The 26,495-nt window shown below is 74.6% G+C and carries 12 protein-coding genes; 10 read left to right on the forward strand and 2 right to left on the reverse strand.

Annotated features, from left to right (window positions below; translation table 11 throughout):
* Positions 1-6 precede the first annotated feature (6 nt).
* The 10 genes from OP86_RS08430 (at position 7) to OP86_RS08475 (ending at position 24,693) form a co-directional block, all read left to right on the forward strand.
* Complete coding sequence (locus OP86_RS08430) at positions 7-6,450, forward strand: non-ribosomal peptide synthetase (protein ID WP_078588795.1); 6,444 nt, start codon at positions 7-9, stop codon at positions 6,448-6,450.
* Positions 6,443-10,678: a type I polyketide synthase gene (locus OP86_RS33430; protein ID WP_051829853.1), complete on the forward strand. Its 4,236-nt coding sequence runs from the start codon at positions 6,443-6,445 to the stop codon at positions 10,676-10,678. The genes OP86_RS08430 and OP86_RS33430 overlap by 8 nt, the downstream gene beginning before the upstream one ends.
* A 154-nt stretch (positions 10,679-10,832) precedes the next feature.
* Positions 10,833-18,188 (forward strand): alpha/beta fold hydrolase, encoded by a 7,356-nt coding sequence (locus OP86_RS32835; RefSeq protein WP_051829854.1) that lies wholly within the window; start codon positions 10,833-10,835, stop codon positions 18,186-18,188.
* Positions 18,189-18,217: 29 nt separating this feature from the next.
* Positions 18,218-18,433, forward strand: coding sequence for an MbtH family protein (locus OP86_RS08445; RefSeq protein ID WP_030062201.1), 216 nt, complete (start codon positions 18,218-18,220; stop codon positions 18,431-18,433).
* Complete coding sequence (locus OP86_RS08450; RefSeq protein ID WP_030062202.1) at positions 18,430-19,638, forward strand: cytochrome P450; 1,209 nt, start codon at positions 18,430-18,432, stop codon at positions 19,636-19,638. The genes OP86_RS08445 and OP86_RS08450 overlap by 4 nt, the downstream gene beginning before the upstream one ends.
* 22 nt (positions 19,639-19,660) lie before the next feature.
* Positions 19,661-20,782, forward strand: a complete 1,122-nt coding sequence (hisC, locus tag OP86_RS08455; protein ID WP_280921429.1) for a histidinol-phosphate transaminase — start codon at positions 19,661-19,663, stop codon at positions 20,780-20,782.
* A gap of 2 nt (positions 20,783-20,784) precedes the next feature.
* Positions 20,785-21,306: a flavin reductase family protein gene (locus OP86_RS08460; RefSeq protein ID WP_051829855.1), complete on the forward strand. Its 522-nt coding sequence runs from the start codon at positions 20,785-20,787 to the stop codon at positions 21,304-21,306.
* The gene (gene fabV, locus OP86_RS08465; RefSeq protein WP_030062206.1) at positions 21,303-22,511 is read left to right on the forward strand and encodes an enoyl-[acyl-carrier-protein] reductase FabV; all 1,209 of its coding nucleotides are present in this window, start codon (positions 21,303-21,305) and stop codon (positions 22,509-22,511) included. Before OP86_RS08460 ends, fabV begins: the two co-directional genes overlap by 4 nt.
* Positions 22,511-23,977, forward strand: a complete 1,467-nt coding sequence (locus OP86_RS08470; protein WP_033331374.1) for a phytoene desaturase family protein — start codon at positions 22,511-22,513, stop codon at positions 23,975-23,977. The genes fabV and OP86_RS08470 overlap by 1 nt, the downstream gene beginning before the upstream one ends.
* Positions 23,974-24,693 carry an alpha/beta fold hydrolase gene (locus tag OP86_RS08475; RefSeq protein ID WP_234434953.1) on the forward strand — a complete coding sequence of 240 codons (720 nt, stop codon included), beginning with the start codon at positions 23,974-23,976 and terminating at the stop codon, positions 24,691-24,693. The genes OP86_RS08470 and OP86_RS08475 overlap by 4 nt, the downstream gene beginning before the upstream one ends.
* Before the next feature lie 53 nt (positions 24,694-24,746).
* Here the strand turns inward: OP86_RS08475 and OP86_RS08480 are convergent, their stop codons facing one another.
* Entirely contained in the window at positions 24,747-25,385 is a 639-nt protein-coding gene (locus OP86_RS08480; RefSeq protein WP_051829856.1) for a ScbR family autoregulator-binding transcription factor, read from the reverse strand.
* 684 nt (positions 25,386-26,069) lie between these two features.
* Positions 26,070-26,495, reverse strand: a 426-nt coding sequence (locus tag OP86_RS36495) for a hypothetical protein (RefSeq protein ID WP_157849698.1), incomplete at its 5' end; no start/stop codon positions are given.

The following is a 26,495-nucleotide window of genomic DNA, read 5'->3' on the forward strand; positions in this document are numbered from 1 at the left end:
TCAAGCATGCGCGATCGGGAAGAGGTGCGCCGGCCGCTCACCGGGGCCCAGCTCGGGGTGTGGTTCGCCCAGCAGGTCGACCCTGCCAACGCGGCCTACAACACCGCCCAGTACGTCGAGGTGACGGCGCCCGCCGACGCGGCCCGCCTGGAGCGGGCGCTGCGGCGCGCAGTGGCCGAAACCGACGCCCTCACCGTGCGGTTCACCGTGCACGACGGGCAGCCCCTGCAACAGTCGGCACCGCTCGCCGAGCCGCTCCTCGACGTGGTGGACCTGAGCGCCGAGACGGACCCGACGGCCGCGGCCGACCGGTGGATGCGCGAGGACGCCGCCACCGTCGTCGACCTGCTGCGCGGACCGCTCCTGCGCAACGCCCTGCTCGTGCTCGGACCGGACCGGTTCCGCTGGTACCAGCGCTGCCACCACACCCTCCTGGACGGGTACGGCTTCCAGCTGCTGGCCGCGCGCACCGCCGAGATCTACACCGCCGAGGCGGCCGGCGCGGAGCCCCGCCCGCGCTGGTTCGGCACCCTCGACGACCTCGTCGGCGCCGAGACCGGCTACCGGGCCTCCGAGCGTTTCGGGGCCGATCGCGCCTACTGGGCCGAGCGCATGCTCGGCGCCCCGGACGCCGTCACCCTCGCCCGCCGGCCCTTCGACGGCCCGGCCGTCGACCCCCTCACCGTCGGCCCCGCCCGCGTCCTCGACCCGCGGCAGGCCGACCGGGCCACCGACCGGACCGCACTCGTGGTCGCCGCACTCGCTGGCTACCTGCACCGCATGACGCAGGCCGAGGACATCACGCTGGGCGTCCCCGTGGCCGGCCGCTGGGGCGCCGCCGCCAAGACCCCCGGCGTCGTCGTCAACGTGCTGCCCCTGCGGCTGTCGGTGCCGCGGGGCACCACCGTCGCCGCCCTGCTGGACCACGCCACCGAGCGGCTGGGCGAGCTCCGCCGTCACCAGCGCTACCGCAGCGAGGACATCCTGCGCGACCTCGGCATGGTCGGACGGCAGCTCACCGGCCCGCTGGTCAACATCAAGTACTACGACCGGGAGCTGGACTTCGCCGGCGGCCGGGCGACCGTCGCCACCGTCGCCCCCGGGCCCATCGACGACCTCTCCGTCGTCGTCGGCGACGACCCGCAGGCCGGCGGCCTCACCGTCGCCTTCGAGGCCAACCCCGGCCGCTACGGTGAGGCCGAACTGGCCGCCCACCACCGGCGGTTCACCGGCTTCCTCACCGCCCTCGCCGAGGCCGACCCGGGCACCCCGCTCGCCCGGATACCGGTGCCCGCCACGGCCCCGCGCCGCCGCGCCCGCCCCGCCCCGGCCCCCGAGCCGCGCGGCGCCACCCTGCACGAGGCGTTCGAGGCCCAGGCGGCACGCACCCCCGACCGCACCGCGGTGACCAGCGGCGCGACGCGGCTCACCTACCGGGAGCTCAACGAGCGCGCCAACCGCCTCGCCCGACTGCTCCTGCGCCGGGGCCTGGGCCCCGGCCGGCTGGCCGCCCTCGCCCTGCCGCGCGGCGCCGACCTGGTGGTCGCCCTGCTCGCCGTCCTCAAGACGGGCGCCGGCTACCTGCCGCTCGACCCCCAGTACCCCGCGGACCGCCTGCGGTTCACCCTGGAGGACGCCGCCCCGGCCCTGGTGCTCACCGACACCGACGGCGCCGACCGCGTCCGCGGCGCCGTGCACCCGCTGCTCCTGGACGACCCCGCGCTCGCCGCCGAGCTGACCGGGCTCCCCGGCACCGACCCGACCGCCGCCGAGCGCCCGGCCGCAGCCGGCCCGGACAGTCTGGCCTACGTCATCTACACCTCCGGTTCCACCGGCCGGCCCAAGGGCGTGGCGGTCACCCACCACAACGTCCTGCGCCTCTTCCGGCAGACGGACCACTGGTTCGGCTTCGGCGCCGACGACGTGTGGACGCTCTTCCACTCCTACGCGTTCGACTTCTCGGTGTGGGAGATCTGGGGGCCGCTGCTGCACGGCGGCCGGCTCGTCGTGGTGCCCTTCGACACCAGCCGCTCCCCGGCCGACTTCCTGCGGCTGCTCGTCCGGGAACGGGTGACCGTCCTCAACCAGACCCCCTCGGCCTTCTACCAGCTCATCGCCGCCGAGCGGGAACGCCCCGACCTCGCCGGACGGCTGACGCTGCGCCACGTCGTCTTCGGCGGCGAGGCGCTGGAGACGCACCGGCTGGAGGACTGGTACGCACGCCACGGCGACGACGCGCCGCGCCTGGTCAACATGTACGGCATCACCGAGACGACCGTGCACGTCACCTACGCCGCCCTCGACCGCGAGACGGTGCGCGCCGCCCGGGGCAGCGTGATCGGCGAGCCGATCCCCGACCTCGACGTGTACGTCCTGGACGGCGAGCTGCGGCCGGTGCCGGAAGGCGCCACCGGCGAGCTCTACGTGGCCGGCCCGGGCCTGGCCAGGGGCTACCTCGGGCGGCCCGGCCTGACCGCCGAACGCTTCGTGGCCGACCCCTTCGGCGCCCCCGGCGGCCGCATGTACCGCACCGGCGACCTGGCCTGCGTGCTCGACGACGGGAGCCTCGGCTACCTCGGGCGCGCGGACAGCCAGGTGAAGATCCGCGGCTTCCGCATCGAACTCGGCGAGATCGAGGCCGCGCTCGAACGCCACCCGGGCGTCGAGCGGGCCGCGGTGGTCGTCCGCGAGGACCGGCCGGGCGACCAGCGCCTGGTGGCGTACGCCGTGCCGGCCGCCGGTACGGCGCCGGACACCACCGGCCTGCGCCTGCACGCCGCGGGAGTCCTGCCCGCCCACATGGTCCCCGCCGCCGTCGAACTGCTCGACGCGCTGCCGCTGACCGCGAACGGCAAGCTCGACCAGCGGGCCCTGCCCGCGCCCGCCGCCCCGGCGCCGGCCGCGACCCCGGCGCCGGCCGAGGGTACCTCGCGGGCGGCGACCGTCGGCGCGCTGTTCGCCGACGTCCTCGGCCTGCCCGCCGTCGGCGCCGCGGACGACTTCTTCGACCTGGGCGGTCACTCGCTGCTCGCCGCCAAGCTGATCAGCCGCATCCGCACCGAGCTGGGCGTCGAACTCGCCATCGGCGCGCTGTTCGGCAACCCGACGGTCACGGGGATCGCCGCCCTCCTCGGCGACGCCGACTCGGCCGTGCCCGCCCTGCGGCCGGAACCCCGCCCGGAGACGGTGCCACTGTCCTTCGCGCAGAGCAGGCTGTGGTTCCTCAACCAGGTCGAGGGCCTGTCCGCCACGTACAACGTCCCGCTGGCGATCCGGCTGTCCGGCACCCTCGACCGGGAAGCGCTCGACCGTGCGCTGGCAGACGTGCTCGCCCGGCACGAGAGCCTGCGCACGATCTTCCCGCAGACCGCGGGCGTCCCGCACCAGCTGGTCAAGCCCGCCGACGACTGCCGCATCGGGACGACCGTCGTCGAGTGCCGGCCCGAGGAGCAGCCGGAGCGGCTGCGCGCGGCCCTGGCCCAGGGCTTCGCGCTGGAGACCGAACTCCCGCTGCGGACCCTCCTGTTCCGCACCGGGCCCGCCGAACACACCTTCCTGGTGGTGATGCACCACATCGTCGCGGACGGCTGGTCCGTCACACCGTTCACCGAGGACCTGGCCACCGCCTACGCGGCCCGGTGCGAGGGCCGCGAGCCCGGCTGGCCTGCCCAACTGCCCGTCCAGTACGCCGACTACAGCCTCTGGCAGCGCCGGGTGCTGGGCGACGAAAGGGCCCCCGGCAGCCGGATGGCCCGGCAACTCGCCTACTGGGCCGAGCAGTTGGCAGGCCTGCCGGAGGAGCTGCCGCTGCCTGCCGACCGGCCCCGCCCGCTCGCGGCCGGGTACGGAGGCGGCACCGTCGGCGGCCGGATGGACACCGGACTCCACACCCGGCTGCTACGCCTGGGCCGGGACCGCGGAGCCACCCTCTTCATGGTCCTCCAGGCCGGTCTCGCCGCCCTGCTCACCCGTCTGGGCGCGGGGGAGGACATCCCCCTCGGCACCCCCGTCGCGGGCCGCGGCGACGAGGCGCTGGACGACCTCGTCGGCTGCTTCGTCAACACCCTCGTGCTGCGCACGGACACCTCCGGCTCCCCGACCTTCCACGAGCTGCTCGACCGCGTCCGCACCACCGACCTGGCCGCCTACGAGCACCAGGACCTGCCCTTCGACCGGCTGGTGGAGGCCCTCAACCCGCCCCGGTCGCTGGCCCGGCACCCGCTCTTCCAGGTCATGCTGGCGCTGCGCGAACCGGCCCGGGAGGTCACCGGCATGCCCGGCCTCACCGCCCGGGTCGAGTCCTGTGACACCGACAGCTCGCGCTTCGACCTGTCCTTCGTGTTCGGCGAGGTGACGGGGGCGGACCGGGCGCCCGGCGGCGTCGACTGCTCGCTGCAGTACAGCAGCGACCTCTTCGACCGGGAGACGGCGCAGCGGCTGCTGGCCCGCCTCGTGCTGCTGCTGGAGGCGGCGGCCGACGCCCCCGACGTCCCCGTCGGCCGGCTGGAGATCCTCACCCCCCGGGAGCGCGAGGACCTGCTGGAGGGCTGGCAGGGGCCGCGGCGCGAGCTCGCGGACACGACCGCCGCCCAGCTCTTCGAGGCCCAGGCGGCGCTCGTCCCGGACAGGACCGCCGCCGTCTTCGAGGGCGCCCGGCTGACCTACGCCGAGCTCAACGCCCGGGCCAACCGGCTCGCCCGGCACCTCGTCGCCCAGGGCGTCGGCCCGGAGCAGGTGGTCGCGCTGGCGGTGCCGCGCTCCCTGGAGATGGTGGTCGCCATGCTCGCCGTCTTCAAGGCGGGAGCGGCCTACCTCCCGGTGGACCCCGACTACCCCGCCGACCGCATCCGCTACATGCTGGAGGACGCGCGGCCGGCCCAAGTACTGACCACGGCCGAGGCCGCCCACGTGCTCCCCGACGCGGTCACCCCCGTCCTCCTGGACGACCCGGGGACGGTGGCCCGCGTCGCCGACCTGCCCGCCACCGACGTGACGGACGGCGAGCGCCTCGCCCCGCTGGTTCCCGCGCACCCCGCGTACGTCATCTACACCTCGGGGTCCACCGGGCGGCCCAAGGGCGTGGTGGTCTGCCACACCGGGATCCCCAGCCTGCTCGCGAACCAGATCGAGCGCTGCGCCGTCGGACCGGACAACCGGGTGCTGCAGTTCGCCACCGCGAGCTTCGACGCGGCCTTCTGGGACGTCGCCATGGCGCTGTTCACGGGCGGCACGCTCGTCCTGGCCCCCGCCTGGCGCCTGCTGCCCGGCCCCGAGCTCTCCGAGCTCGCCGCCGCCCACGACATCACCCATGTGACGCTGCCGCCGTCGGTGCTGGCGATGCTGCCCGTGGAGGGCGGCCTGCCGGCGTCCACCACGATCGTCGTGGCCGGTGAGGCCACCCCGGCCGACCTGGTCGCGCGGTGGTCCCGCGGCCGGCGGATGGTCAACTCCTACGGCCCCACGGAGATCACGGTCTCCTGCGCGATCAGCCCCCCGCTGGACGCCACCGGAGAGCTGCCGATCAGCCCGCCCTCGATGAACACCCGCCTCCACGTCCTGGACGGCCGCCTGCGGCTGGTCCCGCCGGGCGTGCCGGGCGAGCTGTACGTGGCGGGCCCCGGCACGGCCCGCGGCTACCTGGGCCGCCCCGACCTCACCGCGGCCCGCTTCGTGGCCGACCCGTTCGGCCCGCCCGGCACCCGGATGTACCGCACCGGCGACCTCGCCCGCCGGCGCCCCGACGGGCGGCTGGAGTTCCTCGGCCGGGCCGACGACCAGGTCAAGATCCGCGGCTTCCGGGTGGAACTCGGCGAGATCGAGGCCGCGTTGAGCTCCCGCGAGGACATCGCCCAGGCGGCCGTCGTGGTCCGCGCGGAGCGGCCGGGCGACCAGCGGCTGGTGGCCTACGTGACGGTCGCGCCCGGCGCCGCCGGACCACAGGACCTGCGGACGTGGCTGGCCTCCTCGCTGCCCGACTACATGGTGCCGTCCATCGTCGTCACGCTGGACGCGCTGCCGCTCACCCAGTCCGGGAAGATCGACCGGATCGCGCTCACCGCGCGCCCGGTGTCCTGGACGACGGACACGGCGTCGTACGTCGCCCCCGGCGAAGGGCTGGAGCGCCGCATCGCCCAGGCGTGGTGCGCGGTACTGGGCCTGGAACGGGTGGGCGCCCAGGACAACTTCTTCGACGTCGGCGGTCACTCGCTGACCCTGATCGCCCTGCAGAAGCGGCTCGTCGACGAACTCGGGCGCCCCGTCCCGGTCGTCGACCTGTTCGCCCACCCGACCGTGGCCGCGCTCGCCGCGCACCTGGCCGCCGCGGAGGGGAACGGCGAACCCGCGGCCCGGCGCGGCAACGCCGACCGCGCCCGGCAGCGCGCCGGACTCCAGCACAAGGCCATGGCCCGCCGGGCCGCAGACAGGAAGGGAACGCAGCGCAATGGCTGACGACTCGCAGACGGTGCGGGACCTGGACATCGCCATCGTCGCCATGGAGGGCCGCTTCCCGGGGGCCCGCGACGTGGCGCAGTTCTGGGCCAACCTGGTGGCCGGCGAGGAGTCCGTCCGGCCGGTCGGCGACGAGGAGTACCTCGCCGCGGGCGGCGACCCGGCCGCGCTCGGCGACCGCTACGCCGTCAAGGCCGCCGCAGCCATGGACGACGCCGACCTCTTCGACGCGGACTTCTTCGGCCTGCGGGCAGACGAGGCCGAGACGATGGATCCGCAGCAGCGCGTCTTCCTGGAGGTCTGCCACCACGCGCTGGAGCAGTCGGGCCACGACCCCGACCGCTTCGACGGGGTGATCGGCGTCTACGGCGGGGCCAGCCAGAGCAGGTACTACCTGTCCCACGTGCGCCCCCGCCTCGACGAGTCGGCCGAGCCGCTGCGGGCCTGGACGGCGTCCATGGGCAACGACCCCGGCGTCTTCGCCACCCGCGTCGCCTACGCGCTCAACCTGACCGGGCCCGCGCTGACCGTCCAGACGGCCTGTTCCACCTCGCTCGCCGCGATCCACCTCGCCTGCCAGGACCTGCTGTCCTACCGCTGCGACGTGGCGCTCGCCGGCGGCTCGTCGATCAACCCGGCCGCCAAGCGGGGCTACCGCCACACGCCCGACGGCCCGTTCTCGCCCGACGGCCACGTCCGGGCCTTCGACGCGCGGGCCGAGGGCATGGTGCCCGGAGACGCCACGGCGGTGGTCGTGCTCAAGCGGCTGACCGACGCGGTGGCCGACGGCGACCGCATCCGGGCCGTCATCAAGGGCACCGCGGTCAACAACGACGGCAGCCGCAAGGTCGGATTCACCGCGCCCAGCCCGCTGGGCCAGGCCGAGGTCGTCCTCGCCGCCCACGCGGCCGCCGAGGTCGACGCCGACACCATCGGCTACGTGGAGGCCCACGGCACCGGCACCCCGGTCGGCGACCCGATCGAATTCGCCGCGCTCACCCAGGCGTTCGCGGAGACCACGACGCGCACCGGGTTCTGCGCCCTCGGATCGGTCAAGACCAACATCGGGCACACCGACGCCGCGGCCGGCGTGGTCGGCCTGATCAAGGCCGCCCTGGTGGTGGAGCACGGCACGATCCCGCCCACGCTCCACTACACCTCCCCGAACCCGCTCATCGACCTCGACTCCTCCCCCTTCCACGTCAACGACCGGCTCACCGAGTGGCCGGCCGGCCCGACGCCGCGCCGAGCCGGCGTGAGCTCCTTCGGCATCGGCGGGACGAACGCCCACGCCGTCCTGGAGGAGCCCCCCGCGGCCCCGGCGCGCGGAACCGGCGAGGGCTGGGTGCTGCTGCCCTGGTCGGCCAGGTCCGCCGAGGCCGCCGACCGGCTCGGCGCCCTGTTGGGCGACCACCTCGCCCGCACCCCGGACCTCGCCCTCGGCGACGTGGCGCACACCCTGCGCTCGGGCCGCCGGACCTTCGCGCACCGCCGCTTCGCCGTCTGCCGCGACCGGGACGGGGCGGTGGCGCAGCTCGTCGCCCCCGGCCACGCCGCACCGCCCGCCGACGGCCCGACCGAGCGGCCCGTCGCCTTCCTGTTCCCGGGCGGCGGCGCGCAGTACGACGGCATGGGTCGCGGCCTGTACGAGACCGAGCCGGTCTTCCGGGAGACGCTGGACCGCTGCGCCGCCATCCTGGAACCCGTCCTGGGCTTCGATGTGCGCGCCGCCCTGCACCGCGGGGAGGAGGGCCCCCGGTCGAGCCTGCTGCCCGGGCTGGTCTCGACCGAGTACGCCCTCGCCACCCTGCTGATGTCCCGGGGAGTCAGGCCGCAGTCGCTCATCGGGCACTCGGCCGGCGAGTACACCGCCGCCTGCCTGGCCGGGGTGATGTCCCTGGAGGACATGCTGCCCCTGGTCGCCAAGCGGCAGTGGCTCCTGGAGCGGGCCGGCGGAGTCGCGGTGAGCGTCCGGCTCGGCGAGCGGGACCTCGACGCCTACCTCACCGAGCGACTCTCCCTGGCCACCGTCAACGCCCCCGCCCTGTGCACCGTGTCGGGGCCGGAGGAGGACGTCCGGGAGCTGGAGGCACGCTGGGACGCCGAAGGCGTCGAGTACCAGCGGGTCCACTTCCCCAGCGCCGTGCACTCCTGGCTGCTGGACTCCGTCCTGGACGACTACGCGGCGGCACTCGCCGAGGTCACGCTCCGTCCGCCGGCCATCCCCTTCGTCTCCAACGTCTCCGGCACCTGGATCACCGACGCGGAGGCGACCAGCCCCGACTACTGGCTGCGGCACACCCGCCGGACCGTGCGCTTCGCCGACGGGTTGACGGCACTGCGCGCGGGCGGGGAGCCCGTGCTGGTGGAGGTCGGACCGGGTCGGATCCTCACCCGGTGCGCGCAGCTGCAGTTCGGCGACGCCGTGCCCACGGTGGAGACCATGCGCCACCCCCGCGCCGACCAGCACGACCAGCAGGTGCTGCTCACCGCGCTCGGCCGGCTCTGGCAGCTCGGCGCCCGGCTGACGTGGGACGGGGAGAACCGCGCGGACGAGGAGGAGGGGCAGGGCGGCCGCCGCGTGCCGCTGCCCGGCTACCCCTTCGAGCGCAAGCGGTACTGGCTGGACGAGGTCCGCCCCGCCGCCACCGCCTCTGCCACCGCTTCTGCTGCCGCCGCCGGCCGCGGGGCGGTGCGCGACCTCGCCGAGGCCGAACGCGAGCTGCGGCGCAGCACCGACGTGTCCACGGTGCCGGCGCGGCTGCGCGAGGACTTCGACCGGCTCGCCGCTCTGCGGGCCGCCGCGTTCCTGCGCACGGCGGGCGTGGACACCACGGCCGGCCGCACCTACACCCCCGAGGACCTCGTCGGCCGACTCCGGCCCGCGGGGCCCTACCGCAAGCTGCTCGACGCCCTGCTGCACATGCTCCGGGAGTCGGGAGTGCTGGCCCGCGAGGGCGACCTGCTGCGGTTCACCGGCAGCGGCGCCGACGCCGCGGAGGAGGCACGGCTCACCCGGTCCGTCACCGAGCGGCACCCTTCGCTCGCCAAGGACCTGGAGCTGCTCGACACCTGCCTGGCCGGCTGCGCGGACGTGCTGCGGGGCGACACGGACGGCACCGCGGTGCTGACCCCCGACGGCCGTACGGACCTCACCGCCGGCGTGCTCGAAACGCACATGGACGAGGGCGACTTCGCCCTGTACCGCACGCTCCTGGCCGAGCACGTCGCGGAGCTGGCGCGCGCGGCGGGCGGTCGCCCGTTCCGGATCCTGGAGGCGGGCGCCGGGCGGGGACGGCTCACCTGGACCGTCGCCGAGGCCCTGCGGGGCATCCCCGGAGTGCGGTACCACGTCACCGACCTGGGCCGGTCCTTCGTCCTGGAGGCCGAGCGCGAGGCCGCGCGGCGCGGGATCGACTTCATGTCCTTCGGCGTGCTGGACATCGGGCAGGCCGTGGACCCCGTCGCGCTCGGCGGCGCCTTCGACGTGGTGCTGGCCTTCAACGTGCTGCACATCCCCGCCGACCTGCGGGAGTGCACCCGCCACGTCCGGCGGCTGCTGGCCCCCGGCGGCCTGCTGTGCGCGCTGGAGACCGTACGGATGCCGTGGGCGTCCGAGCTGTCCGTGGGGCTGCTCCCGCAGTGGTGGGCGTTCGCGGACGACCTGCGCCGGAACTCGCCGATCCTGCCCGCCGACCGGTGGCGCGAGCTGCTGGTCTCGGAGGGCTTCGACGAGGTGCGGGTCCTCAGCGACGACCGGGCGGACCAGCCGCTGATCCCGCACGCCCTCATCGTCGGCCGCCGTCCCGCCGCGAGCGCCGCCGAGCCCGCCACCGCCGAGCCCGCCACCGCCCGGCCCACCGCCGGGTCGGCGCGGACGCCGGAGGAGACCGGTACGGGACGGCAGCCGCGCCCGGCCCTCGGCGTCGCCCACCGCGCCCCGTCGACCGACACCGAACGCGTCGTCGCCCGGCACTGGGAGGAGCTCCTGCGCGTCGACGGCATCGGGGCCGACGACAACTTCTTCGACCTCGGCGGCGAGTCCCTGCTCGCGTTGCAGCTCGTCACGCGGCTGCGCGACGAACTGGGCGTGGAACTGCGGGTGAAGAAGCTCATGGAGAAGCTCACCGTCGCGGCGATGGCCACCGAGGCCGACGCGCTGCGGGGCAACGCGGACACCGCCCCCCGGATCACCCCCAGCGCCCGCCGGGGGCGGCGCGCCGGCTAGGGCCTGTCCGGCGGATCTTGCCGGGCGCCCGACGCCGCGCGCTGATCCGCCAAGATCCACCGGACAGGCCCCAATCGCCCGCCCCCGCTGAAGTCCCGTCCGAGTCCCGAACCACCGGCGCAGAGCCGGGTGCTAGCCGCCAAGGAGTACACCGATGCCGTCAGCTTCGACGAGCGAGACGCAGGAGCCCGCCACCGACGTGCGGACGGCCCCCGAGGAGGCGGCCGACGTCCTGGAGTTCCCGGCCACCTACGCCCAGCAGGGACTGTGGTTCTTCTACCGCCTGAACCCGCACAGCGCCTTCTACAACGTGTCGATGATGCACCGGCTCACCGGTGAACTGGACACCGCCGTGCTCCGGTCGGCCCTGAACGACGTCGTGCAGCGCCACGAGGCGCTGCGCACGACGTTCCGCGAGCACGACGGCGAGCTGCGCCAGGTCGTCGCCGACGCCGTGGACATCGCGCTTCCCGTGCACGAGGCCGCCGGCTCCGCGGCCGACCGGACGGCCCCGCACGAGGTGCCCGCGGTGCGCGAGCAGCTGACCGGGCTCATCCAGGCCCCCTTCGACCTGGAGAACGGCCCGCTGCTGCGCGCCGCCCTGGTGCGCACCGCGCCCGCCGACCACCTCCTCGTCCTGTCGATGCACCACATCGTCGTGGACGGCTGGTCCCTGGGCATCTTCCTCCGGGAACTCGCCGAGGCCTACCGGGCCCGCCGGGCGGGCCAGGCCCCGCAGCTGCCGGAACTGGCCATCCAGTACGGCGACTACGCGGAATGGCAGGCCGAGCAGCTGCACGGGCCGGCGCTGCAGGACGGACTGGACTACTGGCGTGCGCGGCTGGGCGGCGATCTGCCCGAGCTGCGGCTGGCGACCGACCGGCCGCGCCCCGAGGCCCGCTCCTTCGTCGGCGCCCGCTTCGACTTCACCTTCGACGAGGAGCTCACCGCGGGCCTGAGGGAGATGTGCCGGGCGGAGGGCGTCACCCTGTACATGGTGCTGTTCGCCGGGGTCTCCGCCCTCCTGCACCGCTACACCGGCCAGGACGACTTCATCCTCGGCACCCCGATGGCCGGGCGCGACGACGCCCAGACCCAGCCGCTCATCGGCTCGTTCGTCAACACCCTGCCGATGCGCGCGGACCTCTCGGGCGACCCCTCCTTCACCCGCGTCCTGGGCCGGGTGCGGGAGATGAGCCAGGGCGCCTACGCGCACGACGACATCCCGTTCGAGAAGATCGTGCAGGAGGTCGCACCGCAGCGCGGCATCGGCGCCAACCCGCTGTTCCAGGTCACCTTCGCGCTCCAGAACTACGAGCTCGGCGGATTCGAGCTCGACGGCGTGCACGCGGAGCGGATCGCCGTCGAGGAGGGCACCGCCCGCTTCGACCTGGAGGTGCACTGCTGGGACGACCCGGACCGGCTGCGCGGCTCCTTCGTCTACAGCACCGACCTGTTCGACCGCGCCACCCTGGAACGCATGGCGGCGCACCTCACCAAGGTGTTCGAGGGCGCGCTGGCGGACCCCTCCCGGACCATCGGCGAGCTGTCCCTCCTCACCGAGGACGACCACCTGGTCCTGGACGCGGTTGCCGGCCCGGACGCCGGATTCGACGCCGACGCCACCGTGCCGCGGCTGTTCGCCGCCCAGGTGACGGCCCGCCCCGGGGCGACGGCCGTGCGGGCCCCCGGCGCGACCCTGTCCTACGCGGAACTCGCCGCGGGCGTGAGCGCGCTCGCGGCCCGGCTGCGCGCGGCCGGGCTCACCCCGGGCGCCCGGGCCGGCCTGCACCTCGACGGCCCGGTCGACGAACTGGTGGGCACCCTCGCCGTCCTGGAGGCGGGCGGCGTGTGCGTGCCGCTGAACCCGTCCGACGACCCGGCGCTGCTGCGCCGCTCGACCCGCCGCACCGGGCTCGCCCTGCTGCTCACCCGAGGCGCGGCCGGTGACTGGGCGGACGGCCTCACCGCGGTGGACCTGGACACCGCCGCCCCGGCCGGCGTCGGCCCGGACGCGGCGCCGGCACCCGTACGGCCCGCCGGTTCCGCGCCGGCCCTCCTGCTGGACGTGCCGGGCGGCCCGCTCGTCCTCGACCACGCGGGACTCGCCGACCGGCTGGCCCGGCTGGCCGCAGCGGCCGCGCTGACCACCGGTGACGTCGTCGCCCGGCACGCGCCCTGGGGCCAGGAGCGCGCCGTGTGGGAGGCACTGCTCCCGGTCTGCCACGGGGCGAGCCTGGCGGCCGTCGGCGGGGCCGGTGTCCCCGGGGACGCCACCGTGGTGATCGCCGCGGACTCCGACCTGTCCGGCATCCTCGCCGCGGACGCGCCGACACTCTCCCCGCGGGCCCTGCTGTGCCTGGCCTCCGTGCCGTCGCCCGCCCTCGTCCGGCGCTGCCACGACCGCTTCGGGCCCGCGGCGCGCTGGGTGTACGCCACCTCGCACGCGGGTCCGACCGGTGTCGCCGAGTCGGCCCCGACGGACGCGGCCCTGCTGTTCGCACCCCTGCGCGCGGTCCGGATGCTGGACGCGCGCGGCGCCACCACCCCGGTCGGCGTCCCCGCCGAGGTGTACGTCGGCGGCTCCGGCCTGGCCCGCCCCGCCCTCGGGAGCGGCCCGGTGACGTGGGCCGCCGCCGGCGACACCGGCCGGATCACCGCGGACGGGAAGCTGGAGATCCTCGCCCGCCGCCCCGGCACCGCCGTCGTCTCCGGCGTGCCCGTCGACCTCGCCGAGGTCACCGCGGCGATCCTGGCCGAGCAGGCCGTCGCCGAGGTCACGGTCGTGGAGCGCCGTGCCACCGCAGGCCACACCGAGCTGGTCGGCTATGCCGTCCGCTGCGGCCAGGTGACCTCGCAGCGCCTCGTGCAGGCCGCGCGCGCCGCGCTGCCCGGCGGCGCCGCCCTGGCGGCGGTGGTGTTCGTCACCGCCCTGCCGCGCACCCCCGGCGGCGGTGTGGACACCGCCGCGCTGAGCGAGCTGCCCGTCCTCGACGACGAGCTGATCGGCGCGTGGGAGCAGGCGCTGTCCGAGCGGGGCGTTCCCGCGGTCGTGGTGGTAGCGGAGAGCGACCCGGCGCCGGCCGCCGAGGACTTCGTCGATCCGCGGGCCCTCGGCCGCGACACCGCCGCCGAGAGCACCCCGACCGGCGGTGCCGGGACGGCCGGGGACTCGGACGTGCCGGCGATCAGCAGCGGCGGGCCCGCGCTGGACCCCGGCGCGGCGAACCTCGCCGAGGTGCTCCGCCGGGTCGCCGCCGACCCGGCCTCCGGTGACCTCGTCTACGTCTCCGCCCAGGGGGAGGAGGACCACCAGTCGTACGGCGAGCTGCGCGACGAGGCGTCCCGGGTACTGGGCGGGCTCCGCGCGCTGGGCACGCGTCCCGGCGACCAGGTGATCCTCCAACTCGCGGACAACCGCGACTTCGTGACCGGCCTGTGGGCCTGCGTGCTGGGCGGGTTCGTCGCCGTCCCGCTCGCCGTGTCGCCCACCTACGCGGAGGACACGGCCGCCACCAACAAGCTCGCCGGCGCGTGGACGCTGCTGTCGGGGCCCCTGCTGCTCACGGACCGCACGCTCGCGGGCCCGCTGCGCGGGCTGGGGGAGCGGCTCGGCTGGCAGGAGCCCCGGCTCGCGGTGCTCGACGACCTGCGCGACGGTCCGCAGGCCACCGACTGGCACGACTCCCGGGGCGACGACCTGGTCCTGCTGCTGCTGACCTCCGGCAGCACCGGCCGCCCCAAGGCGGTCGAGCTGCGCCACCGCAACGTCCTGGCCCGCACGGCGGCCGCCCGGCACGTCTACGAACTCACCCAGCGGGACGTCTCGTTCAACTGGATGCCGCTGGACCACGTCGGCGGCATCGTGATGTCCCACATCCGTGACGTCTTCGTCGGCTGCCGGCAGATCCAGGCCCCCACCCAGTGGGTGCTCGCCGATCCGCTGCGCTGGACGGCCAAGATGGCCGAGCACCGGGTGACGACCACCTGGGCCCCGAACTTCGCCTTCGGCCTGATCGCCGAGCGCGCCGCCCAGCTCGCCGGGCAGGACTGGGACCTCGGCGCGCTGCGCCTGATCATCAACGGCGGCGAGGCCATCGTCCCCCGGGTCACCCGGCGCTTCATGGCGGCGCTGGCCCCGCTCGGGCTGCCCGCCACCGCCATGCGTCCCGCCTGGGGCATGTCCGAGACGTCCTCGGGCGAGGTCGACGACCGCTTCGACCCGGCGACCGCCACCGACGACGACCAGTTCGTCTGCGTCGGCGCCCCCTTCCCGGGGTTCACCATGCGGATCGTGGACGGCGACGACGCCGTCGTCCACGAAGGGGTGCCCGGCCGACTCCAGGTCAAGGGCCCGGCGGTCACCTCCGGATACCACCTGAACCCCGAGCAGAACGCCGAGTCCTTCACCGAGGACGGCTGGTTCGAGACCGGCGACCTCGCCGTGCTGCGCGACGGCAAGCTGACGATCACCGGGCGCGCCAAGGACGCCATCATCATCAACGGCCACAACTTCCACAGCCACGAGCTGGAGGAGTGCGTCGAGGAGCTCGACGAGGTCGAACGGTCCTTCACCGCGGCCTGCGCGGTGCGCACCGCCGACAGCTCCACGGACGAACTGGCGCTGTTCTTCTGCCTCAAGGACGGCGTGGCCGACGCCGAGGCGATCTCCCTGATCCGCGCCAAGCTCCAGCGCGAGGCCGGTGTCCACGCCTCCTACCTGGTGCCCGTCACCCGGGAGCGCATCCCCAAGACGGAGATCGGCAAGATCCAGCGCACCCTGCTGCGCACGCAGTTCGAGGCCGGCGAGTTCGCGGCCGAACTGCGGCGCACCGGAGCCGGAACGGACGACGACACGGCGCTGCCCAACTGGTTCCACCGGCCTGTGTGGCGGCGGGCCGCGGACGGCCCACGGCCCGTCGCGCCGGCCGCCGGCCACACCCTGCTCGTCGCCGACGGCCACGGACTGGCGGACGCCCTGGCCGAGCTGTTGCGCGACCGCGGCGAGCGCTGCACCGTCCTTCCGGCCGGCGCCGCCCACGCCGCGCAGGCGCACGGCGCCGTCGACCGCGTCGTCCACCTCGCCAGCTGCGCCCCGTACCAGGAGCTGCCGACGGGCACGCAGGAGCTCGCCGCGGCCTACCGCGAGGGGCCGCCGGCCCTCGCGGAGCTCGTCGGCGCCGTGGTCCGGGCCAACCCGGAGGGCCGGCCGGTGGCCCTGACCGTGGTCGCCACCCACAGCCAGTGGGTGCGCGAGGGCGACCGGGTGGCGCCCGCGCGCGGCGCCTCGACCGGTGTGGTGAAGTCCGTCGGCCAGGAGTACGACTGGCTGCGCGCCACCCACCTCGACGTGGAGCCGCAGGAGCCCGCGGAGCTGGCGCAGCGGATCCTGGAGCTCCTCGACGCCGCCGGCAACGAGCCCGAGCAGGCGCTGCGCGGCGGGGAACGCTGGGTGCGCCGCATCGAGCGGCTGCCCGCCGCCCCGTCCGGGACCACCGGGCTGCGCCGCGGCGAACTCGTCGTCGTCAGCGGCGGTCTGGGCGGCCTCGCCGCGGAGACCGCGGCCCACCTGCTGTCCGTCCACGGCGTGCGACTGCTGCTGCTGGGCCGCACCGTCCTGCCGCCCGAGGAGGCCTGGGACGAGGAGCTCGCCTCCGGCGGAGCGACCGCCGAGCGGATCGCCGTCCTGCGCCGGCTGCGCGCCCTGGGCGAGGTCCACTACGCGGCCGCCGACGTCACCGACGCGGCAGCCGTACGGGCGGCCGTCCGGCACGCCGAGGAGCGCTGCTCGACGCAGGCGGCCACCGTCATCCACCTCGCCGGCCACTTCCACGAGGCTCCGGTGACCGAGGCGGGCGAGGAGGACTGGGCGGAGGTCACCCGGGCCAAGGTGCTCGGCGCCGCCGTCCTGCACCACCTGGTGAAGGACCGCCCGGGGGCCCGCTTCCTGTCCTACTCCTCGGTCAACGGCTACTTCGGCGGCGCCAACGTCGCGGGCTACGCCGCGGCCAACGCCTTCCTGGACGCGCTGGCGGTCCACCAGTCCACCGGGCACGGCATGCGGGCCCAGAGCCTGGGCTGGACCATGTGGGACGAGCTGGGCCTCAGCCGCGGCTACGCCCTGAAGGCCCTGACCGAGGCCCGCGGATACCGCGTGCTCGCCCCCGGACAGGGCGTCGCCTCCGTCGACGTCGCCCTGCGGCACGGCACCCCGCAGGTGCTGATCGGCCTGGACCACACCGCTCCGTGGGTGGCCGGCCGGCTCCAGGCCCCCACCGCGCCACTGCACCGGCTGGTCGGCTACCGCACCGCCGGGTCCGCCGACGGGCGCGGCGACCTCGGCCTGCCGGACCGCTACGGGACCCGCACGGACTGCGAGTTCGCCGTGGTGGCCGAGCTGCCCGTCACCGAGAGCGGGGAGGTCGACCGCCGGCGCCTGGCCGAGGCGGGCGGCGCCGGTGCCGCGACCGCCGCGGCCGACGACCGTCCGCACAGCGCGGCCGAGCAGGCCATCGCCGCCATCTGGTGCGATCTGCTGGGCCTGGCGGAGGTCGGTGTCCACGACAACTTCTTCGACATCGGCGGGCACTCGCTGCGCGCGGCCATGCTGCTCAGCCGGCTCCGCGCCGAGCTGGGCGTGGACCTCACCATCGCCTCGCTCTTCGAGAACCCGACGATCGCCGGCCTGGCCCGCCAGCTCGACCCGATGACGGCCCAGGACCCGCTGGCCGTGGTGCTGCCGCTGCGCCGCGAGGGCGCCGCCGCCCCGCTGTTCTGCCTGCACCCCGGCGGCGGCATCAGCTGGTGCTACTCCGGCCTGCTCGGCGGCCTGCCGGACCGGCACCCGGTCTACGGCATCCAGGCCCGCGGGTTGAACGGCGAGGAGCCGCTGCCCGCGACGCTGGACGAGATGGTCGACGACTACCTGGGGCAGGTGCGCGAGATCCAGCCGGCCGGCCCCTACCACTTCCTCGGCTGGTCGTTCGGCGGTGTGATCGCCCACGCCATGGCGACCAGGCTGACCGCCGAGGGCCACCGGGTCGGGGTGCTGGCCATGATCGACGCCTGGCCTGCGGACCCGGAGCTCGACCCGGAGTTCGGCGACGACCTGAACGTCGAGAAGGAGATGCTCGGCGCCCTGCTCGCCGACGCGGGCTACGAGGGCCCCGTCGACGAGGAGCTCACCCGCGCCGAGGCGCTGCGGATCCTGCGCAGCGAGGGCAGCCCGCTCGGCAACCTCACGGAGGAGAGCATCACCTCGCTCGTCGCCATCGCGACGAACAACATCAAGCTGCGCGCCTGCGAGCTCCCGCCGTACGACGGCGACCTGCTCCTCTTCCACGCGGACGGGGACGACCGCGACGCGGACGCCGTGACGCGCAGCTGGCGGAGGTTCAGCACCGGCCGGATCGACAACCGCCCGATGCCCTACGGCCACAACAGCATCATCCACCCCAAGCCGCTGGCCGAGATCGGCGCGCTCGTCGGGGAGCGGATGGCGGACGGATGACCCGGCCCGCAGCACCACAGGAGAAGACCATGACCAATCCGTTCGACGACCCGGACGGCACCTACCGCGTGCTGGCCAACGACGAGGGCCAGCACTGCCTCTGGCCGGACGCGCTGGACGTCCCGCAGGGCTGGCACACCCTGCGGGGCGCGGGCACCCGGCAGGAGAGCCTCGACTTCATCGCCGGGAACTGGACCGACCTGCGTCCGGCGAGCCTGGCGGCCGGAGAGGACGGCGCCCGGTGAGCGACGCGAGGACGCCCGTCGGCGTCGACCTGCTGAACCCCGACGTCTACGCGGTGGACAACCAGCCCCGGCTGTGGCGGCGGTTGCAGGACGAGTGCCCGGTCGGCTGGCACGAACCCACGCCCGGCGTCCCCGGGTTCTGGGTGCTGTCCCGCTACGCGGACATCATGGAGGTGTTCAAGGACACCACCACCTTCAGCTCGGCCCGCGGCAACATCCTGGGCACCCTGCTGGCCGGTGGCGACCCGGCCGGCGGGCAGATGCTGGCCGTCACCGACCCGCCGCGCCACCGCGACCTGCGCCGCATCCTCCAGGGCGGCTTCTCGGCACGGTCGATGCGGCGCATCGCCGACAGCGTCCGCACGGTGGCGCGCCGGCTGGTCGCCGAGGCGGTCGAACGCGGCGGCTGTGACTTCGTGGCGGACATCGCGGCGCGCATCCCCCTGGAGGCGATCTGCGAACTGCTCGCCGTCCCGGTCGAGGACCGGGCGCGGATGCTGGAGCTCACCTCGACGGCGCTCGACGCGGACAGCACGCCGATGGAGGCGGCCAGGGCGCAGAGCGACATCATGAACTACTACGCGAAGCTGCTGCCCGAGCGCCGGGCGAACCCTCAGGACGACGCCGTCAGCATGCTCGCGGCCGGTGCGATCGACGGGCGGCCGCTGAGCGAGGTCGAGGTCTTCCTCAACTGCTACAACCTCATCATCGGCGGCGACGAGACCACCCGGTTCTCAGGCGCCGGCGGCCTGCTCGCGCTGATCGAGCATCCGGACCAGTGGCGTCTGCTCAAGGAGCGGCCCGACGTCATCGACAGCGCCGTGGAGGAGATCGTCCGCTGGACCTCGCCCGCGTTGCACATCGCGCGGGTGGCGACGGTCGACACCACCGTCCGGGGAACCCGGATCGCCGCGGGCGACATCGTCACCCTGTGGATCGGTGCGGCCAACCGGGACGAGGAGGTGTTCGAGGACCCGTACGCCTTCGACCTGGCCCGCACGCCCAACAAGCACATGGCGTACGGCTTCGGGCCGCACTTCTGCCTGGGCGGAGCGCTCGCCCGGATCGAGATGCAGATCCTCTTCGAGGAGCTCCGGGACCAGGTGGGTTCCGTCAGCCTGGCCGGCGAGGTCGAGTACTCGCGGTCCAACTTCCTCACCGGCGTCAGCAGGCTGCCCGTCGCCCTCACCCCGAGCACCCGCTGACGTCCCCGACCACGGAAGAGGCATGATGCCGAGCACCACCAGCCCCCGAATGCGCCCCGCGCTGGACGCCGTTCCCGGCTACACGCCGGCCCGAGTCCCGGACGGCACCGCACCGGTCCACCGGCTGGCCGCCAACGAGAGCCCCTACCCGCCGCTGCCCGGCGTCCTGGAGCGGCTCGCGGTCACCGCCCAGGACGCCAACCGCTACCCCGACTTCGGGTGCCGCGAGCTCACCGCCGAACTCGCCGCCCGGCTGGACGTCCCGGCCGCGCACATCGCGGTGGGCACCGGCTCGGTCGCCCTCGCCCAGCAGCTGATCCAGATCACCGCCGACCCGGGGGACGAAGTCCTCTTCGCCTGGCGCTCCTTCGAGGCGTACCCGGTGATGACCCGGCTCGCCGGCGCCGTACCGGTCCAGGTGCCGCTCACCGCCGACGAACGGCACGACCTGCGGGCCATGGCCCGGGCCGTGACCGAGCGGACCAGGCTGGTCATCGTCTGCAATCCCAACAACCCGACCGGCACCGTCGTGGGGCGCGCCGAGCTGGAGGCCTTCCTGGACCAGGTGCCGGCGGACGTCCTGGTGGTCCTGGACGAGGCCTACGTCGAGTTCGCCGACGACCCGGACCACCCGGACGGGGTCGAGCTCTACCGCGACCGCCCCAACGTCTGCGTGCTGCGCACGTTCTCCAAGGCGCACGGACTGGCCGGCCTGCGGGTCGGCTACGCCGTCGCGCACGAGCCGGTGGCCGCGGCCCTGCGCACGGCCGCGGTCCCCTTCGGCGTGAGCCAGCTGGCCCAGGACGCGGCGGTCGCCTCGTTGCGCGCCGAGTCCGCGATGCGCGAACGCGTCGCGGCGCTGACGGCCGAACGCGCCCGGGTCGTCCGGGAGTTGGCCGCACAGGGCTGGACCGTCGCGCCGACGCGGGCGAACTTCGTGTGGCTGCGACTCGGCGACCGCACCGCGGAGTTCGCCGACGCGTGCGCCGCGGCGGGCGTGTCCGTGATGGCCTTCCCGGGCGACGGCGCGCGGGTCAGCATCGGGGACGCCGCGGCCAACGACGCTTTCCTGCGCTGTACTTCGCGATTCCGGACCGGGGGCGCGGCGGCGCAGGAGCAGGCGTCCCGGCAGGCGGGGGAGTGAGCATGACCACCGCCGTGGCGCAGGACCGGTTCAAGGACGTGATGGCGGGCGTGGGCGGCCCGGTGACCGTCGTGACCGCCTTCGACGAGGGCGAGCCGCACGGGACCACGGTCACCGCGTTCGCCTCCCTCTCCCTCGACCCGCCGATGGTCACCGTCGCGCTGAGTGAGAACTCCTCCCTGCTCCCCAGGATCATCCGGTCGGGACGGTTCGGGGTGAACCTGCTCTGCGCCTCCCAGGAGGAGCCGGCCGCCCGCTTCGCCCGGCGTGACGTGGACCGCTTCGCCGGCGCGCACTGGTACGCCGACAACGGGCTGCCGCGGCTGGCGGGTTGCCTCGGATGGGTGGCCTGCGACGTCGCGCAGGCCGTCCGGGGCGGCGACCACACACTGCTCCTCGGGGCGGTGACGGATGCTCAACAAGGCACCCCGGAGCATCCGTTGATCTACGTCAACCGGGCCTTCGGTATGCTCCTTCCGGGCCCTGGGATCATGCCCGCCGTCACGTCAAGGACTGTTTCATGAGCGAACGCACCATCACTCCGCGCAACCGAGGATTCCTCTTCCTGGACGCGCACCCGGCCGGCTGCACCCGGCTGGTGAACGACATGTGGCGTTCGGTCGCGGCCGGGCCCGCCGAGGCCCTCGGCGAGGACGCGCCCGTGGCCCTCGTCATCGGCTCCTCCGCCGGCTACGGACTGGCCGCCGCCGTCACCGGGCTCGCCCGCGTGGGGATCCGCGGCATCGGCGTCTCCTTCGAGAAGGCGCCGACCGAGCGCAGGACCGGCACCGCGGGCTGGTACCGCACCGCGGCCACCGCCGAACTGGCCCGGGAGGCCGGGCGGGAGATGCTCTTCCTCAACGGCGACGCGTTCTCCGACGGCATGAAGGAGCAGGTGGCCGACCTGATCGAGCAGCGCTTCGGCCGGCTCGACCACCTGATCTACTCCGTGGCGGCCCCCCGCCGCACCGATCCCGAGACGGGCGTCACCTACGCCTCGGCCCTCAAGCCGATCGGCGGCACGGCCCGCACCAGGACCCTCGTCTTCGACGAGGACGGGAAGCCGGACGTCCGGGAGGTGACCACCGACCCGGCCGACGAGGACGAGATCGCGCAGACGATCGCCGTGATGGGCGGCACCGACTGGGAGCGGTGGGTGTCCCACCTGGCCGGCCGACGGCTGCTGGCCGACGGCTTCACCACGGCGGCCCTCACGTACATCGGCTCTCCGCTGACGGCCGACATCTACCGGCAGGGCACCATCGGCGCCGCCAAGACCCACCTGGAGCAGACCGCCCGGGCGCTCGACGCACGGCTGGGCGAGCTCTGCGGAGGGCGCGCGGTGACCTCGGTCAACGGGGCCGCCGTCACCCAGTCGTCGACGGCCATCCCCGGGATCGCCCTGTACACGGGCCTGCTGCGGGGCGTCCTCGGCGGCCGCATGGTGTCCCCGGCGGACCAGCTGTCGCAGCTGTGGGACCAGCTCACCGGCGTGCGCCCGCTCGTGACGGACGACGAGGGACGGGTGCGGCTCGACACCTGGGAGCTCACGGCCGAGGTGCAGGCCGCCGTCGCCGACCGCTGGCGGACCGCCACCACCGACACCATCACGGACCTCGCCGACCTGGACTGGTTCCGTGACAGCGTCCGGCAGCTGTACGGCTTCAGCGTCCCCGGCATCGACTACTCCGCTCCCGTCGAGACCGACGTGCCCTGGCCCGCCGGCTGATGAGCGGGCCCGACGTCGCGGTCGTGGGGACCGGCCCCAACGGTCTGGCGGCAGGAGTGACGCTGGCCCGCGCCGGGCTGAGCGTCGTCCTCCACGAGGCCGCCGACCGGTTCGGCGGCGGCCTGCGCACGACGCCGCTGTTCGACGACGACGTCGTGCACGACATCTGCTCGGCGGTCCACCCCATGGCCGCGGCCTCCCGGTTCTTCCGCGAGTTCGACCTGGCCGCGCGGGGCGTGGAGCTCCTCCAGCCCGAGATCGGCTACGCGCACCCGCTGGACGGCGGCCGGGCCGCGCTGGCCCACCGCGACCTCGACGTCACCTGTGACCTCCTCGGCCCGGACGGGAAGAGGTGGCGCCGCCTCATGGAACCCCTCGTGGCCCACAGCACGGGCATCGTGGATCTGGTGCTGTCCGGCGGGCGCGCCCTGCCGGACGACTGGGCGGCCCCGTTCCTGCTCGCCGGCCGGACCCTCGCGCACGGCACCGCGCTCGCCCGCGGGCGCTTCGCCACCGAGGAGGCCGACGCCCTGCTGGCCGGCGTCGCCGCGCACGCCATCGGCAGGCTGCCCAGCCTCGCCTCCGGCGCGATCGCCGTGCTGCTGGGCCATCTCGCCCATGCCTCGGGCTGGCCGGTCCCCCGGGGCGGCAGCGCCCGGATCGCCGAGGCCATGGCCGCCGACATCACCGCCCACGGCGGCACCTTCCACCTGGGACGGACCATCACCGACCTGCGCGAGCTGGCCGGCGCGAGGGCCGTGCTCCTGGACACGGGGGTGAAGGGACTGCTGCGGATCGCCGGCGACCGCCTGCCGCGCCGCTACGCGCGCCGCCTGGCCCGGTTCCGCTACGGCCCCGCCGCCGCCAAGGTCGATTTCCTCGTGTCGGACGCCATCCCCTGGTCCCACCCGGAGCTGGGCAGAGCGGGCACGGTGCACCTCGGCGGCACCCGGGCGGAGGTCTTCCGCGCGGAGTCGCTGACCGCCGCGGGCGTCGCCGTCGACGATCCCTTCGTCCTCCTCGTCGACCCGGGTGCCGTCGACGGCACCCGGGTCCGCCCGGGCAGGCGCCCGGTGTACGCCTACGCCCACGTGCCCAACGGCGACGACCGCGACCCGGTGGAACTCGTGAGCGGGCGCATCGAGCGCTACGCACCCGGCTTCCGCGACACCGTGCTCGCGGCCCGCGGCATCAGCGGCCGGCAGTTCGAGGCGTACAACCCCAACTACGTCGGCGGCGACATCAGCAGCGGGGCGGCGACGCTCGTCCAGAGCATCCTGCGCCCCACCGCGCAGCTGGACCCGTACCGCACCCCGCTCCCCGGGGTGTACCTCTGCTCGGCCGCCACCCCGCCCGGGCCGGGTGTGCACGGCATGTCCGGACACCTCGCGGCCCTGTCCGTACTGCGCCGCGAGTTCGGCGTCACCACGCCGCCCCGGCTGGGGCCGGACGCGAGCAACGCGTGAAGTTCGTGATGGTGCCGGGTGGTTGGCACGGCGGGTGGGTGTTCGACGCGGTGGCGGCCGAGCTGCGCCGGGCCGGTCACCAGGTCGAGGCGGTGACCCTGGCGGGGTTGGAGCCGGACGGCCCCGCCGATGCGGACCGTCCGCCGAACCTCGACACCCACATCGACCAGGTGGCCGCGATCGTCGACGGCAGCGCCGCAGGACCCCTCGCGCTGTGCGGGCACAGCTACGGCGGGATGGTGATCGCCGGTGTCGCGGACCGGCTCGGCCACCGCCTCGACCAGCTCGTCTTCATCGACGCCTACGTCCCGGAGGACGGGGACTCCTGCTGGTCCCTGACCAGCGACCACTTCCGGGAGCTGTTCGTGGCCGGCTCCCGCGCCGACGGTCGCTGGGTCGCGGTCCCCGACCGGTTCGACCCCCGCGCGCGAGCGCACCCGCTGGCGAGCTTCCTCCAGTCGGTCAGGCTGGGAGGCGGCCCCGGGCACGGGTTCGGCCGGACGTACATCAGTGGTGGCGCGTGGCTGGGCAACCCGTTCGTGGCGCTGACCGAACGGCTGCGCGAGGACTCGGACTGGCGGGTGCACGAGATTCCCGTCGGGCACGACATCGCCCGCCGCGACCCGTCCGGCCTCGCGGCCGTTCTCGACGCACTGCCAGCGGCCGGTGGGCGGCGATCAGTCGGGCGCGCGGCCCGGGCCCTGGACACCGACTGACGGGCCGCTGGTGTCCAGGGGACTGCCGGGGGGACGGCCGGGGGTGCGAGGTGTCACGCGTGGCAGGGGAGGACGACGTCGAGGATCTCCCGTACGCGGTCGGTGAGGTCCTTGCGGTCGCGTTCGACCCAGGAGATGTGCTGGCTGCCGAAGAACGCGGCGACGACGACGCGGGCGATGATGGCGGCGTCGGCGGTGGGCTGCCAGGCGTTCTCGTGCTGGGCCCGGGCCAGCAGCTCGGTGATGAGCTGGGTGAACCCGCTGAACGGCGTCGGCATGTCGGCGTTGACCAGGTTCCGCTCGATCTGCAGCCGGGCACCGGCCTGCGCCACCGGGTTGTCCCGCAGGAAGACCGCGGTCTGCAGGAGGAACTCGGTGACCGTGTCGAGCGGCGGGAGCTGCTTGTCCATCACCGCTTCGGCGACGGCGGGCAGTTGCGTGTAGAACTCCTCGGTGACGGCGACGGCCACCGCCTCCTTGTTCTTGAAGTGGAAGTAGACGGCGCCCTTGGTCACCTCCGCGCGGTCGGCGATGTCCTGGAGCGTGACGGCGGGGAACCCCTTCTCGGCGAAGGCCCTGGCAGCGGCGTCCAAGAGCTGCCTGCGGGTGTGGCCGGCCCGTTCCTGCTTGAGTTCCCGCAGGGCGGCCTTGGTCCCGACGGCTGTCCACAGATCGCTGTTGCGGCTGTTCATGGTCCCTCTCCCGTGCCGGTCTCTGGCGCAAGCCCGAGCCTTGCTAGATACCTCTGCGAAGGTATATTTTTGTTTCGCACCCGATTTTAATACGCCGGGAGGCCGTGGGCCAGCTGCTTGAGCCGCCGGTCAAGATCCCGGCCGCTTCGAGCGCCGTCTCCAGCCGGTCCGTGGCGGAGGCGAAGTCGCCGTCGGATGCGGGCCGCGCCCGTCCGGAGCGGTCGGGCGGATCCTGGTGGAATGCGCCGACCGGCCCGCGCCCGGCCGGCGGGATCCGGCTCGGCCCGGAATATCCCGGCGATCCGCCGCCCCCGATTTCCCCCCGGTGGAGCGCGGCGGCCCGCCCGCCTGCGGGTTGGTGCACGAATCATCAGGGAATCGCCGTGGGCCGGGCCTGCCGGTGCGCGGCTCCCGTCGCGGTACGGCAGGGGCCGGGCTACGCTGCGACCAGAAGGGCCGCCGCACGGCCACACCCCCGAGGGCCGTGCGGCGGCCCTTCTTCGTTCCCGCCGCCCTGCCCGCCGCCGGCCTCCTCCCCGCCGGCGCCCGGCCGCCCGGTCCGCCCGTGCGGGCACCCGGTGTGCAACCGGGGATTTCCCCGGTTGCACACCGTGCACACCGTGCACACCGTGTGCAGCCCGTGCGGCGCAGGGGTTGGAAAAAAATACCTTGGCAAAGGTATCCTTACGTCAGGTCGATCGGAGCCGCGTACAGGGCTCCGTGGCGCCCGGCCGTGAGCGTCGGGTGCGGCAGGGGAGTGGTCGAGCGCGGCCGGCGGTGGGGCGGTGCCCCGTCGTCCGGGCGTTCGAATCCGTTGCGGCGCCCGGAGGAGTTCGCGGTGAACTCCGGAAAGCGGGGAATCCGCGGTCCTTGACGGGCCATCGAATTCCTTGGTTTGCTCATGAAAGCGAAATTCGAAACACCACAAGAAATGCCGCAGAAAGAGTGCGGGAACAATCCGACGGGCAAGCATCCACAACCAAAGGTGCGAAAATGAAATCCGCATGGATCGATCTCCGTGGTTTCGCCGGTGAGCTCGCGGCTGCCGTCATCGAGGAGAGTGCTCACCTCGGTGTCGAGGCCGTCGTGTTCGACGACCCGGACCTGGCG

The organism is Streptomyces novaecaesareae (assembly GCF_000716875.1).
In the GTDB taxonomy this organism is placed as follows: domain Bacteria; phylum Actinomycetota; class Actinomycetes; order Streptomycetales; family Streptomycetaceae; genus Kitasatospora; species Kitasatospora novaecaesareae.